Origin of the sequence: Niallia oryzisoli, from assembly GCF_036670025.1 — a bacterium.
GTDB classification, from domain to species: Bacteria; Bacillota; Bacilli; order Bacillales; family Cytobacillaceae; genus Bacillus_BD; species Bacillus_BD oryzisoli.
Genome location: NZ_CP137640.1, coordinates 3,939,711 through 3,957,182 on the forward strand (window position 1 = coordinate 3,939,711; position 17,472 = coordinate 3,957,182).

Here is a 17,472-nt window from a genome sequence, read left to right on the forward strand (position 1 = left end):
GAAGTGGGAGTCTTCTGTCGGAAAAAGATAAAAAGGGATGCCCAAGTCATAACAAAAAAATATAACCATACTACAAGAGGATTACATATTATTTTTTTAAATGATAAGGTACTGTTGTAATGACCAAGTTTCTTCTAAACAACAATAAGGTACGAATCATTGTGCCTGATTGATTATGAAGAATATTGTGCCATCCCTTCTTCGGTATAAATTGCGGGATGACTACTGTGACTTGGTAATTTGCTTCACTCGCCTTATTTTCGACTGTATCAATAAATTTAGTAAGGGGATTAATGATACTCCTATAATGAGAGTGCAGCGTTACCAGCCTTACATCAGGCTGCCACTTTTTCCACTTTTCTTCTAGTCTTTTTTCATCCTCTCGATTAAAAGAAACGTAAACCGCAATAATTTGGTCAGGTGAAAGACCTTTGGCATAATTTAATGAATTCTCCACTACAGTCGTTATTCCAGCAACCGGAACGATCACCACATTTCCCTCTATAGACAATGTTGACTCTTTTGTTCTAATCCTAAGCTGATCGCCTACATCATCATAGTGCTTTCTAATTCGATGGAAAACAATAACGATGATTGGGACAAAAACTAAGATCGACCAAACCTGTTGAAATTTGGTCATAAAGAACATGATCGTTACGACAAAACTGATGAATGCTCCAATCGTATTAATAATAAATTTTAAAACCCAGCCTTCAGGTTTTTCGCGTAACCATTTTACCATCATTCCTGATTGAGACAATGTAAACGGAACAAAGACCCCTACTGCATACAATGGAATAAGATGCTCTGTTTCTGCCTGAAAGAAAAGGATTAACATAATGGACGCCAACCCAAGTATGATAATGCCATTTGAGTATCCTAAACGGTCCCCTCTGCTAAGAAACATCCTCGGGATAAATTTATCCTTTGCCAGGTTGACCGCAAGTAATGGAAACGCAGAATAGCCAGTGTTTGCAGCAAGAATTAAAATCAACGCAGTTGTACCTTGAATAAAGAAATACATGAAATTTCGTCCAAAAACGGACTCTGCTATTTGTGAAACAACGGTTACCTTGGGACTTGGTGCAACGCCATAATTGTAGGCTAAAATGACAATGCCTGAAAAAAGGATCGCCAGCAAAAGCCCCATCGCCATTAATGTTTTCGCTGCATTTTTAGGTGCCGGCTCCTTAAAGTTCGGAATGGCATTTGAAATCGCTTCGACTCCTGTTAATGCGGAACTTCCTGAAGCAAATGCCCTTAACAAAATAAATAAAGTAATTCCCTGAACAGGTGTACCAATTGGGCTGTGTAACTCAGGAGGAACGCTGCCTGTAAGAATGTTATAGATTCCAGCCCCAATTAAAATAAACAAAGCTACAACAAATAGATACACGGGGTACGCTAAGACGGAAGCAGATTCCGTTACACCTCTTAAGTTTAAAATCGTAATAAAAATCACAAATATAATCGCAATTCCCACATTATATCCATGTAAAGCAGGAAAGGCAGATGTTATCGCGTCTGTACCAGCAGACACACTAACAGCAACTGTAAGGATATAATCCACTAACAGGGAGCCTCCGGCAATTAAGCCTGGATTTACCCCTAAATTACTTTTCGAAACAACATAAGCTCCTCCTCCATGTGGATAAGCATAGATGATTTGTCTATAGGACAAGATGAGGGCTGTTAAAAGAATTAATACCCCAATCGCAATGGGAATCGAATACCAAAAGGCTGCTGTTCCAAGTGTAAATAATACGATCAAAATTTGTTCTGGACCGTATGCCACTGATGATAAAGCATCAGATGAAAGAATCGCTAATGCTTTCGTTTTCGTTAATTTCTGTTCTCCCGCTTCAGTAGATTTTAAAGGACGGCCAATTAAAAGCCTTTTTGCTGTTAGGATCATTTTTGTTCACCTTCTATGTAGGATTAATAGGTTTATGGTGCCCAATTTCCAATCATTTCTCAAAGGATTTATTTAACACAATAAAAAAAGTGCCTACAAGTCATAGTAAATAGACCTGTGGACACCCTATTTTTTAGCGTCATAAAAATTATTTGTTACAGATTGAAATCCTGGAAAAACGGATAGGTTAGTAAGGCAGATATTCTTTTTTCTTTAGAAAATTTTGAAAAGTTCTAACATCAAAGGAGAATGTACGTGGTCAAAGAGAAAAAACCTTTACTATCCGAAGAATTTTTATGTGAGTTAGCTGAAGAGATAAATGAGTTGTATGGGGGACCCAATTACGAAAAAAATGCTGAAATTGTAAATAATAATGAAAAAATCAGTCCAATAAATATAGAATAACAAAAGCTGCCTTCTGTGGCAGCTCCAAACTTAACTATCCAAAATTCCTTAATCAGATTCATCTTTTACCAGGGGTTGAGTAGGTTCTGGGGATTCGGGAGGTTGTCCCCCACACCTAAAACAAGTATAGCAGCTACTAGGGCATCTACTTACACATTGTTTACCGCCAATGTCAATATCAATGTCTATATGGATGTGGATATCATTTTCGCTTCCTCCGCTGCCGCCACTTCCTTTAGAAGCAAGATGAATTAACTTACCAACTTGAAAATCGTCCATTCCCAAATCGTGTAGTTCGTCTTGGAAATTCTGCATTTTTTCCCTTCTTTGTATATCATAATTAGGTTAAACATGTAATCTGACAAAAAAGAGTTAGATATTCAGATTTGTAAAAATAGATCAGAAACTGCTTGTACCTCTCTTTCAATTTAATATGACTCCTTTGACCTTTTTGACTGATTTAAAGGTCTATTATTCGTTCGTTTCTTAGCAGGATTGCTCAGGATCGAGGCACTTTTGTTCCAAGGGCTAAATAATATTGCTTGTTTTCATGCTATGCTGAGAAGATCGAGAGAAGGTCTTACTAGGCATCTATTTAGTAATTGTTTTCACTTTGCACATCCAGACTCCATGGTGAAATGCGGGGACATTCTCGCATTTAAAAAGCTCCAATATTCCTAATGGGAAACGTCAGAACCGTCCCGACGTTTCAGAAATGACGTCTCTGTCAGATAAAGGAAAAGAAGAGTGTCGACTTGGTCAATACTCCATGCGACTGCCCGTCGCACAAAAAAAGACCATCGTCAACGATGATCTTTATACTCGCTTTACTCCAATATATCTAGAATGCCAATATGGGTTGCTAGTGTAGGTTATAATGACCCCTTTTGAGGAAGATGCCATGATCATTTTCCCATATCCGATATAGATGGCAACATGAGTTGGGGCACTTGCTTTAGTCGGTGCATAGAACAGTAAGTCACCTATCTGCAAATCAGATGGCCTATATCCGTTTCCATAGTACATTTGGGCAGCGGTGCGATTTAATGTTATTCCCGCTTTTCCGTAAGAATACTTCACCAGACCTGAACAGTCAAATCCGCTCGACGAAATCCCGCCCCATCTATATGGAACCCCGAGGTTTGCTTTAGCAATGGAAATTGCTTTTGTATGATAATATGCCGCTTCCGCTTTATCACCCTCGGCGGTGAACAAAGAGCCACAAAAAGCTAAAATGGTAAAGGCTACGATGAATTTCTTTAGCATGATTGTTTCCTCCTAGAGCGATTTGATAGGTTAACAATACTAGAAAGGTATAACAGACTCATCACAGCAATATGATAATTTCATTACAAAGTGATTCTAATATAATTTTAAAGCATTGGATAATTATTCTTTAGCATGTTCAGCGTCGTATTCTTTTTCCATTAACCTGCACCGTTAGAGCTCAATAAAAAAAGGTACTTAATCCTTCTTAAAGATAAGCACCCGTTCAATAACATTTTAATCATTACCATCAAAATCATAGTCATCAAGCTGAGTTTTATAATACTCATCACAATTCTCTTCAGTTGGAAGAATTCCGTCTTCATCAGGTAAAAGAACCCTTAACACGTCCCGTCCCATTTCTCTATACTGTTTAAACGTCACTTTAAAGCCTTCTAATATGTCAGAGTATTCTTTGCCTTCTTCAAACCTTTTACCTTTGTTTATGTCATCAATCAAAGTAAAGAAAATATCATTTGCCACTTCAGGGTCCATATTAAGCACTATTTGAAAATCCATATGATTAAAGTTCTCTTGAACTCCGTGTGTATGATAATTAGCGTGTATTTCATCGTATTCTTCAGCAAAAATGGCATCCATATACCAGCCATATTCTTCTAACATCTGTTGTTCCCATTGTTCATTAAGTGATTTACCCCCAAAACATTTTCTTACTTATAACATTCGTTGTTCAACAAACTTGCCAGTTACTTCAATAAAAAAGATGCTGCCCGTAACAACACCTTGTCTCACTCAAGCTACTCGTTAGTGAAAGAAGGACATTTCAACATCGTCTCAGGGTTTAAGTTAAAAATTTGTCATTTTTCCCGATATGCTGAACAATGTTCATCAGAAATACGGTAATTTTCCCTGCCTGTTAAAGCTGCTACTTCCACTAATTTATGACCAAGACTGTCCCATACCGAAACTGCATTCAAGGATTCCCATTCAAGATTTCCCCGTGCAAGCCGAAAGGAATAATAATCATTATCTGTTGTTACCAAGACTTCTTTATAAGTAATCTGCTTGTTTTTTCGGTTTTGAATCACCAAAACAAAGTCTAGCTTTTCTTCTTCTTTGGGTATCTGGATAATCCGTGCTACAAACATTCCGTTAGGGTTCTTCTTTGTTATATAAATTTTTTCTGCTTCTATTATTAGTTCTGGTCTCCCCTTCATAATCTCTCCCTCCATACTTATATTTTATCCGATGATTTGTACAAATTCCCAGCCAGTCATAATAATCCACTTTCAACTCCCTGAACCGTTACTTAGAAGAAGAAAAAGGCATTACCGTTGATCCAGTAATGCACCAGTTAGTTCAATAATAAATTTTTCACTAGCTTTTTTGAAAGTAACCCTAAAAACCAAGGAAAGAAGAATCTGTAAAATATAAAATAAACAGGTATCCCATACCAAGTTTCCCAATTTTTATTTTCCATGTATCCAACTTTAACTAAGCCAATTTCCAAAACAAAAGATAATAAGGTAAAAATAGACGAAAAAATTAAACCTTTCTTAAAATTATAGAAATTAACATAAATAGTTGAAATACATGCAGGAACAAAGCTAATTAAAAAAGCATCACTAAGCTCTATTGTGTTTTTCTTTGCAAGGTCAAAAAGGTCAAATGCACCGCCTACAAGGGAATCACTAATCCAAGTCAAATGCCCAGCTACACCCAATGTAATGAATACTCCAATCCATGTTAAATTTTTTTTGGGCATAAGTAATACAGTAAATACTGAAATTATCACTAATATCCAGACATACCACTCACCTTCATACCTCATAAATTCCATAAAATTACCTTCTTTCTTCTCTATATCCACTTTTGTTAAAATCTTAATTTTATATGTTTATCTTGGTTGAATTAGTTAAGTAATATACCAATACTACTTGAACTAAACTGCTTCTATAGTTTGAGTATATCCCTTCACAGTCTCAATCAATTTTAACAAAAATACCCCATAATCTTTTGGGGAAGATCCTCCAGAATCTGGCCCTAGAATGAAAACGAGCACCAATTTCTCATGAATGGCGCCCTATTCTAGAAGATCAGAAGATCATTATGTAAGATAAAGGATCCACAGATGATAAAGAAAAGTATCCTTTAGTTGAAGAAAGAATTTTCTTTTTAACAATAAGGTAATTATTTATTTCTAAGCCGTTAAGGCATTTAATTACTTTTCTCTTTGGTCAACTTTTATTTATATTTCTAAAAACTCACTAAACTCCAAACTGTTTTAAATGATGGTTAAGGTGCTTGTATATTCCTTTTCCCCATTGCTCGGAAGTAAGTTTACCGAAAAAAGGATGTGGATGAGTCGTACACTTCTCTGGACCATTATTTTGGAAAGTAATAATTTTTTGTTTCAGTTTTTCCTTCTCTGTTTCAAATTCTTTTTCATCTACAATCAAAATGGTCGGAATTGTGGACATATTTTGGGCTAATGGCTTGTCGTTATAAAAAATTGGTTTCACAAAGTTTCCTATTAATATTCCTAACCAACCTCTCGCTGGAAAAGAATGTCCCATTGCAATATCTTGAAAGGATGAGCAATGTGCTAGCATTTGGGCAACATCCATTTTACCCCATTGGGGTTTTGAACTTGGGCTTAATTTGTCAATACGGTTTAAAATTTCCTCTGAATGCAATTGATTAAAAATATTTTTGATTTGTGCACCTCCCTCTACCAATCTACCTCTACATCACTACAAAAAATCATTTATTCTGTTCTGCTTCTGTTTCTTTAGATAGCAATTTTTTCTCCAAAATCTCAAAACAATAATAACATAATAATCCAATTTTGTTCGAAAATCTTATTCCATTAAATGGCCCCAATTGTTGAATAAAAGCTAAAGACGATTCTTCAACTAAACTCCCTCAATAAACAAAGTGAAAACTCGCGTTTTCTCCAGTATTCTCAGTATTTTATAAAATGTTATTTTGATGTTATACTCTCGCGGTCGTGGTTGGATTTATCTTTTAAGGATAAATTTGGGCCATTGAAGCCAAAAGACTGATCGCTCACTAGCCACACACTTACAATAAATGGTGGATGAGTTAAAATATGATCGCACTGGTGGATCTCCACATATCTCATGGAGGTCAACCCTCCCATGCCTCACAGAGTCTTTGCTCTCAAATTCCTTCGTCCAACCTTTCCACGAGGTGGATGTCAGTCATGCTGCCCCACAGGGTCCTTGCCCGAAGTTTAGTTGCTTTGCTGACTAATCCGTGCTTCAAATGTACGAGACTTATAACACTAAAAATCCTTTTGTACTCTACTTTTCCTACTGAATTAAGCTGCTTTTTCAACTTCTATTTTTGCTCTCATATGAGGGATATCCTTTAACATTCTCTCTTCACTAAACTCAAATTGTTTCTTTCCAATCGCAAAGAGTATGCGTATTAGTTTATTACACAAGGCAATCAGAGACTGCATTTTCTTTAGAGGATTGTCCGGACGCTGCGTGTAATAGGCATGCAGAGCTTTAAAGGCCGAGTTCTTCGCGACCATAATCATACATACCCTGAAGAGGAGAGCCCTTAGCTTCTTTCTTCCCCTTTTTGTGATCTTTGTTCGCCCTTTATGCTTACCAGAAGTGTTCTCTTTCAAGCTTAATCCAGCTAACTTTATGATTTGTCTAGGGTGCGAATACTCTTGTAGATCTCCCACTTCTGCAAAGAAGCCGGCAACAGTATCTCTTCCCACTCCCTTGATGGCTAACATTTGCTGGACACCTGGGATATGTTCAATCAAGTTATCTATCTTCTGATCCAGTTCTTCGAACTTCTCTTGTATCAAGTCATATTTATCAAGCAGAGTGGCCAGTTCTAATTTGGCCATACCAGAACCTTGACAAAGTCCGATGGACTCTTTAGCTGCTTTTTTTAACTCTTGTATTTTGTTTAGTCCTACACTGCGACTAACTGCTTTCCGTAAATGATCCAATAAGTATTGATCAGAGAAACGGATCAGTTCATGCGGTAAGGCCCCTAGCCTTAAAAACTGCAAGGCTGCTTTCCCTTCCCAACTCTTAAAGACAGTTAAAAACTCAAGAAAATAGCGGTCTAGCCAGTTGTGAATCTGGCCTTGTACCGTTTGAAGGTCATCAGTTAGGAGATCACGTATTTTTTTCGCCACACGGAGTTCTGCATAAACACCTTGTGGAATTGTTGGTTCAGCATATCTCCCGTCCTTGACCAGCTGTGAGATAACTTTAGCGTCTTTCACATCGTTTTTAGTCGGTGAGTTACCGTCGAGTTCCTTACTTTTCTTTACATTGTAACGGGTTTACTGCCACAAATTCTATATCGTTTGCTTTTAGAATGTGGGCTAGGTTTAACCAATAGTGGCCCGTAGGTTCCATACCAACAACCACTTTATTCATGTGTTGTTCTTCTTTTATTTTGAGGATCCACTCCAGAAATATCTGAAATCCCGCCTTTGAATTCTCAAAATAACAAGGAGATCCAAATTCTATTCCTCGGAAGTCCTGTGCTCGTGCCACATGCTTGAACTTCGCAATATCTACACCTATAATAAGAGTCTGAGAAGTAATTTGAGCAATCTTTTCATTTTGGTTATAATTCATTTTATAAGCCTCCTGGTAATTGAGTTTGTCCTTTTTGCGTGCCGGCTTTAGGACTCTCTCATTCTACCAAGAGGTTATTTTTTTGTTCAAACTCCATTTTCCTTCATTACAGGAATGCTGCCCCCTTAGTGGAACAAGAAAAAAGAGTTGCAGAAGCAACCCCCTATTTAACTCTTGCACATTTTATCTGTAAAAAGCCCCAAAGTTAGCTTTTTATGCCTTCTTTTTATGTTCTAACCAACGTATTAATTTTAGGTTTCCTATTAACAAAGCGTATAAAAAAGGATAAGAAATAGCAGATAACCAGATATTCCAATTCTTATGATATAAGAATCCCATTTTTAGACATAACCATTCGTAAAGGGTAGAAAAAACAGACCAAAATAATATGTAGTAAAGCTTATTTATTAATGGACGGTTGAAGGGATACCAATTAATAATAAGCATAGTTGCAGCTGGGTAAATCCCTAAAATAACAAGTAAAGACTTAGCTTCTATAAAATATGGTTCGAAAAATCCATACATATTATATTTATCCGTAAATCTATCAGCTAACTCGGCATTAAATAAGCCCCAAAAAATACTTGCATAATACTCAATAGGACGTAATTTTTTTTTCATCAGAAATGCAGTCATGTTAAACAAAACAATGGATACATAAAGAAACAACACAGAATACATCCCAATCTTAAACACAAAATTAAGTTCTTTTATAGGATATACACCTAAGAATCTTTTTATTAAAAAATTCATGTGACATTAGTATTGTTCAACTAACCTCCTCCGTTAGCCATCCATGCAGCCGAACTGCACCACAAAGAATGAAAATGGTTAAGAACTGTCAATACTGATATTGACCTTAATCCAGTCACGCCCTCCTCTTTTTTTTGACGATTGAGCAGGGTCTTCTTAAGTATTGCCTTTTTTCATATCTGAAGGAAACTTATTTTCATGGTAGTTTAAGTGAAATTTTTTACAATAATATTATGAAAGTGAAAAAAGAGCTACCTAAGTAGCACTTAATAAAGGAATTTTGATTAAAGTTCCTTACCATTTGATGTTATAACGTTTTTGCACCAAAAAAATGACTTACGTTGCCGCTCGGTAAAACACCAGGTGTACGGCTTTTCAAGAAGAAATTAAGTACAAAGGACTATCCAATTAAAGATAATCCCCCGTCTGCCATTACAATTGGATATGCGTTACTACAAATGAAAATGGCATTAAACTTGGAGTTTGTTCTATAGTTGCTCCAAATACGGAAGCCAAAATTTCCAAGGTATATACATGTTGACCAATGGGGGCGGGAACATCTGCCCAAATCGGGGTTAGTGCAATACGTTGATATTCAGTTTCAAAAGAATTGGAAAGTGCAGTATTACCGGTAAAGATTTGTTGCCCATCTCGAAGGAAGCTCATATTAAGGTTCATACTAAATGGTTCTGTTGTCCCAATCGGGGCATAAACTTCGAGAGCAGTTGAGGCTTCTAACTTTACTACTTGATTTGGTCTTGTAATATCAAGAGAAACAGGAATACTTATTTGAGCAGAAAAACTACCACTACCATCAGGAGTAAGGGGAGTAGCAGTAGTAGGTTCCCCTCTCACAACGACATTTAGAACACTACCACTAGGAACAGGTCTTGCCGTAATAACCACCTCCTTTTCAATTTATACTATTTATTTAATGTTTACACCGAATAATTGCTTATGTGTTAAACCTGCTTGTCCAAAATAATATAAAAATGAATAATACGTTTAATGGGAGCACTCAAATTGCAAACAAATAAATGCTTATTCTTATACTAGATACTATATAAGACGTAGGATGCACCCGCCTTATCTGACTGACTTTTTATAGTCAATTTTTTCAATAGAACTTACCGTATCAATACTTATGTTTAACTGATTAAACTAAATTGCCCCGTTAGCGATCCATGAGATACTAAAATATATAGTTTTCAATAAGAGTTGGTACAGATTAAGTTAGTAGGGTTAAAGTGGATTTTGCATCACGTAATCCTAACCGAGCCCCCATTTGTTAATAGGAGGGCATTTTTTTAAATAGAATAGATTTTTCCTATGAACTCTATGCTATTTATTCAATCGAGTATTTGACAAATGAATACTCTATAGTGAGCAAGCTATGGAGGTGTAATTATGGATCAGTTAAATAGAGAAGAAGATTTAGAAATATATATTTCTAGTTCTGGTTCAAAGTTGATTTATAATGATTCAAGCTCTTATCAAAATATATACGTTATAGATCGAAGTGAATTCAGTGGAATGCGAGGAAAATTTCGAATACTGCAATTTACTTCCGATGCTATCCAAGGAATAATGAATATGGAACAACCGGATCGCCCGATTGCTGAATTCACTCGAATCACAGTTGATCTAATTGATCACTATGCCCCAAATTTAAAAAAAGGATTTATTATTGGTCATGGAATTGGCACCGTAAGCTCTTATTATTCGCATAAATATTTATTAACGGCGGAAATTGACCCTCTCGTCGTTGAAGTATCTAAGAAGTACTTTGGTCATACAGGAAAGAACGTGATAGTCGGAGATGGACTAGCGCTATTAAAAACAGAGGGGGATCAATCTCAGGATATCATTTTTTTAGATGCGTTTAGCAGCACTGATATCCCGTTGCACCTAACTACGAAAGAGTTTTTTTCTCTGACAAATGAAAAAGTTGACCGATAAAGGAATTCTAATCATGAATTATATAGGACAGTTAAAAAATGATATTCAATTGGAAACGCTATATGCTACGATTTCAGGAGTATTTCCCTACGTTAAGCTGTTCGCTACCAATCCTATGATAGAATTGCAACAAAATATATTTTTCGTTGCAAGCCGGCGAGTTCTAAAAAACAATAATTCCATTCATATTTCATCTTTTCCACCCAATGAGAATCTTTGTTTAAACATTAATTATTAATGTACCTAATTTTTCTTCAACTATCCTGCATCGTTTTACAAGAAGCGATTGCTCTAATTGAACAATCGCACCGGTTAGTGAAAGAAATGATAATAAAGTGCAACGAGATAATTAACAATTATAAAAATGGAATAAATTTCAAATATTAATACAAAAATCCCTTTGTCTTTTCGTGTGAAAATTACGTAGCCTATACAAAATATCAGTTGGATATTATACAAAGGGGCTACTGCAAGACTTGAGTATAGTTCATCAAAAGATGTTTCCATAATCTTGTCATTCACTTGAAATTCTCTCCTAAATTATTGCTACCCGTTAGCTTAATTACACTCTTTCACAAAGTCACATATTTTCGTTTGAACCTGGAACAAGAAAAAGAGTTGCAGCAACAACTCTAAAAGACTCATTGTTTAAGAAATACTCAACAATTTTAGTATCTTGGATATTAACGTTGATGTCTTTTTGATTTTTTCCTTTGATACAAATAAATTGTTTGAAGTAATAAAATGATAATAAAAGCTAAATCAAAATAATCTGCATAATCCTTATATAAAAATCTGCCAATAACTATAATACCAAGTATAAATAAAAAATATGGGTAAAGATTAGGTATCCTCAGCAAGATTAACACCATCCAAAAATCCATAATATATCTTAACAATGGCAATCTGACTTTATGTTTGCTAATTATTTTTTTCTTCCCAAACTTTCATTAAATTATTGTGAAATTCCTTTGGCTTTTCGATTAAAATCCAATTAATTGAATGTGCAGATGTTGGCAGAAACTTCTTACGACGCATTCTTATTTTTTTGTGATTTGTATAGTGAGGGTAAATTACAGTAGCCTTTGAAAAACTGGTGGTACTACTTTTAAAAAATTGAATGTCTTCAATTTCATCCCAATAAACCTTATTTCCTTTTAAGTCGATTACAATTCCTTCATCATCCCAATAAAATCCTTTACCTTCATTTCTTTTTCGCCAAAGATAAATTGAAGAACCTATCGTGAAAGTTGAAAAAATAACCATCAAAATTGACATAATGGGGGCAGCCCTTAAAGCCATAATGGACAATATAAACAATAATATTCCTGCAACCATAAAAACCAATATTAATAGCAGAGATATTCTGTACAATCTTACTTGTCCCACAAAATAACAACACCTTTTTAAATTTGATTTATAGCTATTTTATCAGTTGTTCCTCTTCAATTAAACTGCCCCGTGAGTGAAAAAGCGTTCCTGCTTTTTGCAGAAACGCACGGTTACTTAAATATTCTTACTTTTTCACTTTCTTGAAAATTTTAATTAAAAACACAATCAATGAAATCAACAGTACAATTATAAAAATTTGATAACCTACATCAAACCAGTTAATTTTGCTTCCAACATTAATTACTTCACCCAAAGAAAAATCTCCCCCAGAAATACTTAAATAATATGGCAACTAAAATTTAACCTTTTAATGTCCCCTTTTCAATTTGGAATTTTTTCCAATTATTCCCGATTTCCTATTCAACTAGTCGAGTAGAAGGGAATCTCTCTACCTCACGGTAGATTGTATTCCTCTCCCCTCACAGAACCGTGCTTGCGCAATTAACGCACACGGCTCCTCCTAGTTATCATTCACATAATGTAGCTAATCTCTTTTCTTAAGTCATATATGTTAACCTTAATTCTTGCGTAAGGTAATGGGTATTTATTAAGAAAGAGTCTGAATTTATCCCAATTAAATGATTTCCTTTGATCTCTTCTATTGAGCCATTTATACAGTAAGTATCCGATTTTGTCTCTGAATTTGTTTACACTTTGGGTATTATCTGTGATGCAATAATAATGGTAATAACCTATAAGAGAGCGTCTAAATCTATCCATAATGATATGAATATCTTTATTTCTATTAATCTTCAACCATTGCTTAGATTCTTTGAGTTTGCCTTGGACTTTCTTCCTACTTGACTTCCGTTTCACTCGGAACTTACCTTGTTTGCTTTTCCCACAATAGTGTGTAAAAACTAGGAATTCAAAGGTTGAGGGTTTACTGTTTCCCTTTTATTTTGCATCTTTCTCCGCAAACCTTCCGAAGGGAATAATTTTAGTTTTATCCTCAGCTATTTCTAAGTTAAATTTCTTTAGTCTCAATTTTAATGATTCAAAGAATTGTTCAGCTTCACTTTTAGATTGAAAACTACAAACAAGGCAAGTAGACCACTGGAACCTCCCCAGTAGCCCCTCTCAGAACCGGACGTGAACCTCTCAGCTCATCCGGCTCCCATTATTCAGCCGTAGGTTTAATACCTATTTCCCAATGTTTAAATAACTTGGGATTCTGATTTGCAATTCTACCTAAGAAATGTTCTGCTCTTTTCTTGTGACGAGCTAACCTTTTGTATTTCTTTCTTGCCCACATTATTAAGGCTTTGTTGATGTGCCTTAATGTTGGGTACATTTCTGATTTGTAGAATTTCCCATAGAAATTTATCCAGCCTATTATCTTTGAGTTAAACATATTTGATAGGTCAGTAAGGTCCTTATCAGCTTTTAACTGTAGCTTCCAATCCCTTACTTTTTGCCGAATTGATTTCTTAGATTTGTTACTAATCGCTGGTGTAAAGTTAATAAAATGCTTTCCCCATCTATTCTTAGAACGTCTTGGCCTGAACGTATATCCTAGAAAATCAAACGAAATATTTTCGTGATATTCTTTCCTAACTGCATCTTTACAATATACAATTCTTGTTTTAGTTGGATGTAGTTCAAGTTTACATTCGTTCATCCTATTGCTTAATGATTCAAGCAGTCTTATTGCCTCAGCTTCTGACTTGCAGTGAATGACAGCATCATCTGCATATCTCGCAAATGGATTATTAGGATGGTTAATTGTCATCCATTTATCAAATGTGTAGTGTAGAAATAGGTTCGCAAGAACTGGACTTATGACTCCACCTTGCGGTGTGCCAGAAGTACGTTCTTTTACTCCTTCTTTTGTTTGAAAAGGTGCCTTTAGCCATCTTTCAATGTATAGCTTCACCCATTTAATACTTGTGTGTTTTTCCACTGCTTTCATTAATAACCCATGATCAATGTTGTCGAATAAGCCCTTAATATCAAATTCCAGAACCCAATTGTATCTCCAACATCTTTTACGAGTTATTTCCAATGCTTGGATGGGACTTTTATTTGGTCTATAACCATAAGAGTCCTCATGAAAGAAAGGTTCCACTGAGGGTTCAAAATACAGTTTCACAACCATTTGTGCAATTCTATCTGTAACAGTTGGAATTCCTAATGTCCTAGTGCCACCAGCTTTCTTTGGAATCTCTACAGCTTTAACTGCTGGTGGAAAGTAACTACCTGAGGACATTCTGTTCCACAGTTTGTAGAGATTATCCTTTAGGTTCACTTCAAATTCCTCTATTGACTCATGATCAATTCCAGCTGACCCCTTGTTTGCTTTAACTCTAAGAAAGGCTTCATAAACTGCCTTTTTGGATATATTGTACGGCTTTGTCTTATTCATAAGTTCCTCCCAATTTAATGGTTGACCTGTTAATAAAACTGAATAACATAACCCCTTTGCTCCATCTCCGTTAGAAGGTTTCATAGCTACTACGAGTTATTCCGCCCCTATACATGGCATTGGTACTCTGATTCTTGTGGGGCTCCCACTTGAAATCTCTCCCTTAGCATCCATGTCGTAGGTTCCCACGTTCCACACCCAAGCCTATATTAAGTTCACGCCGCCTTTATACCGGTCACCGAACGGACAGTAAACAGGTTTCCTCCGAACTTATCCTGAGTTAACGACTCCCCCTCAGTTTTGATGACATCCTTACGCTTTCGATACTTCTTCAGCGGTTCAGTGGTTTTCGTCTCCTTAATACGTACCTGACAGAGTCTTGCTCTGCCTTTTCCCTAACGCTCAATACCATAGCTTTTGACTACAGCACCTTAGGGTGGTTTGCAATCTCTACCTGTATAGCGATTGCGAGAGGCCTACTCTCATCTCAAGTGCAGCATAGCTTATTGGGGGTGCCGTTAGGCACACTTTCCTTGCTTTCGTGGCACACAATCATCTGCATATCTCACTATGTATGCTTGTCCTTTGCACTGTTTTCTTACCCTTTTCTCAAACCATAGGTCTAGGACGTAATGGAGATAAACGTTAGCTAATATCGGAGATATTACTCCACCTTGCAGAACTCCATCATCCATGTGTGGTCAACGTTGTCGAAGAATCCTTTGATATCTACATCAACTATATAATTTACTGATCTCTTTTCAATGTAATAGTTCAGTATTTTCAAAGCATCATGGCAATTACGGTTTGGACGGAATCCAAAGGAACAGTCTAGAAAATTATTCTCATAGATCGTATTTAATATCTTTGTAATGCCTTTTTGTACAACTTTATCTTCATGTTCTGGTATTCCCAATGGTCTTTTTTTGTCTGAATTGAGCTTTGGAATATACATTCTCCTTACTGGAACAGGACGATAACTTTTGCTTTTAAGCCTATTTACTAAATCCTCTATGTTTTCTTTAAGATTTTCACTGTATTGCTCTTTAGTTGTACCATTAACCCCAGTTGCCTTTTTGTTAGGTAACTCATGATGACATTGAATTAGTGATTGCTCATTTAATAAATGCGTAAGAGATGTAAATTTCATTTTAGGATCAGATTTTGCAAACTCTGCTATCCTTAGTAGTTTTGTTTCCATTTATTATCCCTACCTCTGTGTGTAGTAAATGTGTCCCTAGTAAGGGTGATAACTGGTAGCTAGCCTTTCCTCCATTGGCATTACCCAACTTCATTGGTACTACGCTGCTATCCGACTCCCTAATCGGCATTTGGTTTCCTTACTTTGTATCGCTTGTACACCATACTCTTCTAACAAGAAAAGACCGATAGGGTCTCCCGAGTTGCCGTATCATATCAATGTGTAACGTGCCAAGGTCTCTGACCCCAGAGAGGTTCCATTCTTCTTGCCATTACGAATAATGAAATGTTGCTTTCTGTCGCAGTTAAAACATCAGCCCTCTCGATTTACTAACATTATGAGGCTCAATCCCTTCAACCATATGGCTTTCGGCCCATTACCTAACTGTCTACGCTTAAAGACTAAAGTTACCTTTAGCCCTCCAAGACTCGCTACGAGTGAATGGCTAGTTCTTGCTCGACGGGAATCCCACCCGTTATATGATACGACCTATGCTCGGCCGCACAACTACCAGTTAGTTGAACAACTCCATGTTTTATTTAAACTGTTAATAATTTACTTAGGATTAGAGATACTTCGCATCCCTCTACGGTCAGACTCATCACGAAGATCCGTTATTCCATCGATTTTCTTCTCGCGTACCAATTCAGCAATTCTTTCAATAAGTTTTGCCTTATTAACCTGATATGGGATCTCATTAACGATGATAACTTCTTTTCCATTCGATTTTTGCTCAATTTCAACCTTAGCACGAACTTTTATCGTACCTCTGCCTGTTTCATAAGCTTTTCGGATACCGCTTCGTCCAAGAATCATCGCACCTGTAGGAAAATCCGGACCAGGAATAATATCCATAAGCTCCTGCACTGTGATCTCTGGGTCATGGCTGACAGCAAGAACTCCGTCGATAACCTCACCAAGCTGATGCGGCGGGATATTCGTCGCCATTCCAACCGCAATCCCGGAAGTACCGTTCACAAGCAGGTTAGGAAAACGAGATGGCAATACAACAGGTTCTTTCTCTTCGCCATCATAGTTATCTTGATAATCAATGGTGTCTTTATTGATATCTCTTAATAACTCCATTGATATTTTAGACATACGCGCCTCTGTATAACGCATGGCAGCTGCTGAGTTCTTAATAAAAATAGTTGCCCCATCCTTAAACAATTTTATATAAGCTTCTTCATTCATATTTGAATGTAGGAGGGCTAATAGGCATACATCCAACCCAAGCTTTGACCCTGAGAATAAACTGGTTATATGTCTAATTTCAATAAGGAGTGAACCTCGAATTATGGTATATATACGACAAAATCCAACCTATGCGCAGAGTCCCTGGGGTCTTGAAAATTGTATCTTTCGTTTCACGTATTTGTGGCTTAGAAACGGAGACAATTTCTGGTTTTTTTTGACGACTGTCGGGCATCAAAGAGTTTATGGCTATAGGTTTTTCGGCGGAAGATGGAATCAATATTCGGTTGCTTTAAGAGATATTGTTAACTTCCATTGTTCTCATCCAACTCCAACTCTATATTAAAACACTGCTCCTGACCTTCTAATCGTATCGTTCAGTCTTACTTTAGAAGCGTCTGGGCTTTCGCATAATCAGAGA

15 protein-coding genes and 2 pseudogenes are annotated in these 17,472 nt (G+C 36.4%); 2 read left to right on the forward strand and 15 right to left on the reverse strand.

What is annotated here, in order from left to right; genetic code table 11:
* Positions 1-88: 88 nt before the first annotated feature.
* Positions 89-1,915 carry an APC family permease gene (locus R4Z09_RS19785; RefSeq protein WP_338448454.1) on the reverse strand — a complete coding sequence of 609 codons (1,827 nt, stop codon included), beginning with the start codon at positions 1,913-1,915 and terminating at the stop codon, positions 89-91.
* Between the two features lie 255 nt (positions 1,916-2,170).
* Between R4Z09_RS19785 and R4Z09_RS19790 the strand changes: the two genes are divergently transcribed.
* On the forward strand, positions 2,171-2,320 hold the full coding sequence (locus tag R4Z09_RS19790) for a bacitracin ABC transporter ATP-binding protein (RefSeq protein WP_338448455.1): 150 nt from the start codon (positions 2,171-2,173) through the stop codon (positions 2,318-2,320).
* A 48-nt stretch (positions 2,321-2,368) separates the two neighbouring features.
* Here R4Z09_RS19790 and R4Z09_RS19795 read toward each other — a convergent pair whose 3' ends face one another.
* The 9 genes and pseudogenes from R4Z09_RS19795 to R4Z09_RS19835 form a co-directional block, all read right to left on the reverse strand.
* On the reverse strand, positions 2,369-2,635 hold the full coding sequence (locus R4Z09_RS19795; RefSeq protein WP_338448456.1) for a heterocycloanthracin/sonorensin family bacteriocin: 267 nt from the start codon (positions 2,633-2,635) through the stop codon (positions 2,369-2,371).
* A gap of 501 nt (positions 2,636-3,136) precedes the next feature.
* The gene (locus R4Z09_RS19800) at positions 3,137-3,586 is read right to left on the reverse strand and encodes a C40 family peptidase (protein WP_338448457.1); all 450 of its coding nucleotides are present in this window, start codon (positions 3,584-3,586) and stop codon (positions 3,137-3,139) included.
* Between the two features lie 237 nt (positions 3,587-3,823).
* Complete coding sequence (locus tag R4Z09_RS19805; protein ID WP_338448458.1) at positions 3,824-4,210, reverse strand: DUF4262 domain-containing protein; 387 nt, start codon at positions 4,208-4,210, stop codon at positions 3,824-3,826.
* Positions 4,211-4,404: 194 nt separating this feature from the next.
* Positions 4,405-4,764, reverse strand: coding sequence for a hypothetical protein (locus tag R4Z09_RS19810; protein WP_338448459.1), 360 nt, complete (start codon positions 4,762-4,764; stop codon positions 4,405-4,407).
* A gap of 137 nt (positions 4,765-4,901) precedes the next feature.
* Positions 4,902-5,387, reverse strand: coding sequence for a hypothetical protein (locus R4Z09_RS19815; RefSeq protein ID WP_338448460.1), 486 nt, complete (start codon positions 5,385-5,387; stop codon positions 4,902-4,904).
* Positions 5,388-5,814: 427 nt separating this feature from the next.
* Positions 5,815-6,264 carry a DUF1569 domain-containing protein gene (locus R4Z09_RS19820; protein ID WP_338453314.1) on the reverse strand — a complete coding sequence of 150 codons (450 nt, stop codon included), beginning with the start codon at positions 6,262-6,264 and terminating at the stop codon, positions 5,815-5,817.
* Positions 6,265-6,890: 626 nt separating this feature from the next.
* Positions 6,891-8,187 (reverse strand): annotated as a pseudogene (locus tag R4Z09_RS19825) (IS110 family transposase).
* Positions 8,188-8,400: 213 nt separating this feature from the next.
* Positions 8,401-8,859, reverse strand: coding sequence for a CBO0543 family protein (locus tag R4Z09_RS19830; protein WP_338448461.1), 459 nt, complete (start codon positions 8,857-8,859; stop codon positions 8,401-8,403).
* Positions 8,860-9,372: 513 nt separating this feature from the next.
* Positions 9,373-9,846 (reverse strand): hypothetical protein, encoded by a 474-nt coding sequence (locus R4Z09_RS19835; RefSeq protein ID WP_338448462.1) that lies wholly within the window; start codon positions 9,844-9,846, stop codon positions 9,373-9,375.
* Positions 9,847-10,347: 501 nt separating this feature from the next.
* On the opposite strand from R4Z09_RS19835, the gene R4Z09_RS19840 reads away from it, so the two are divergent.
* Positions 10,348-10,899: a fused MFS/spermidine synthase gene (locus tag R4Z09_RS19840; RefSeq protein WP_338448463.1), complete on the forward strand. Its 552-nt coding sequence runs from the start codon at positions 10,348-10,350 to the stop codon at positions 10,897-10,899.
* A gap of 921 nt (positions 10,900-11,820) precedes the next feature.
* Here R4Z09_RS19840 and R4Z09_RS19845 read toward each other — a convergent pair.
* From R4Z09_RS19845 to R4Z09_RS19865, 5 genes and pseudogenes are all read right to left on the reverse strand, one after another.
* Positions 11,821-12,288, reverse strand: coding sequence for a hypothetical protein (locus tag R4Z09_RS19845; protein ID WP_338448464.1), 468 nt, complete (start codon positions 12,286-12,288; stop codon positions 11,821-11,823).
* A 127-nt stretch (positions 12,289-12,415) separates the two neighbouring features.
* Positions 12,416-12,544 (reverse strand): hypothetical protein, encoded by a 129-nt coding sequence (locus R4Z09_RS19850; RefSeq protein ID WP_338448465.1) that lies wholly within the window; start codon positions 12,542-12,544, stop codon positions 12,416-12,418.
* An 867-nt stretch (positions 12,545-13,411) separates the two neighbouring features.
* A complete protein-coding gene (ltrA, locus tag R4Z09_RS19855; protein WP_338448466.1) occupies positions 13,412-14,656 on the reverse strand; it encodes a group II intron reverse transcriptase/maturase in 1,245 nt (414 codons plus the stop codon).
* A 664-nt stretch (positions 14,657-15,320) separates the two neighbouring features.
* Positions 15,321-15,857, reverse strand: a complete 537-nt coding sequence (locus R4Z09_RS19860) for a reverse transcriptase domain-containing protein (protein ID WP_338448467.1) — start codon at positions 15,855-15,857, stop codon at positions 15,321-15,323.
* A gap of 570 nt (positions 15,858-16,427) precedes the next feature.
* Positions 16,428-16,994, reverse strand: a pseudogene (locus R4Z09_RS19865) (DNA gyrase subunit A); the annotation flags it as partial.
* Between the last annotated feature and the right edge of the window lie 478 nt (positions 16,995-17,472).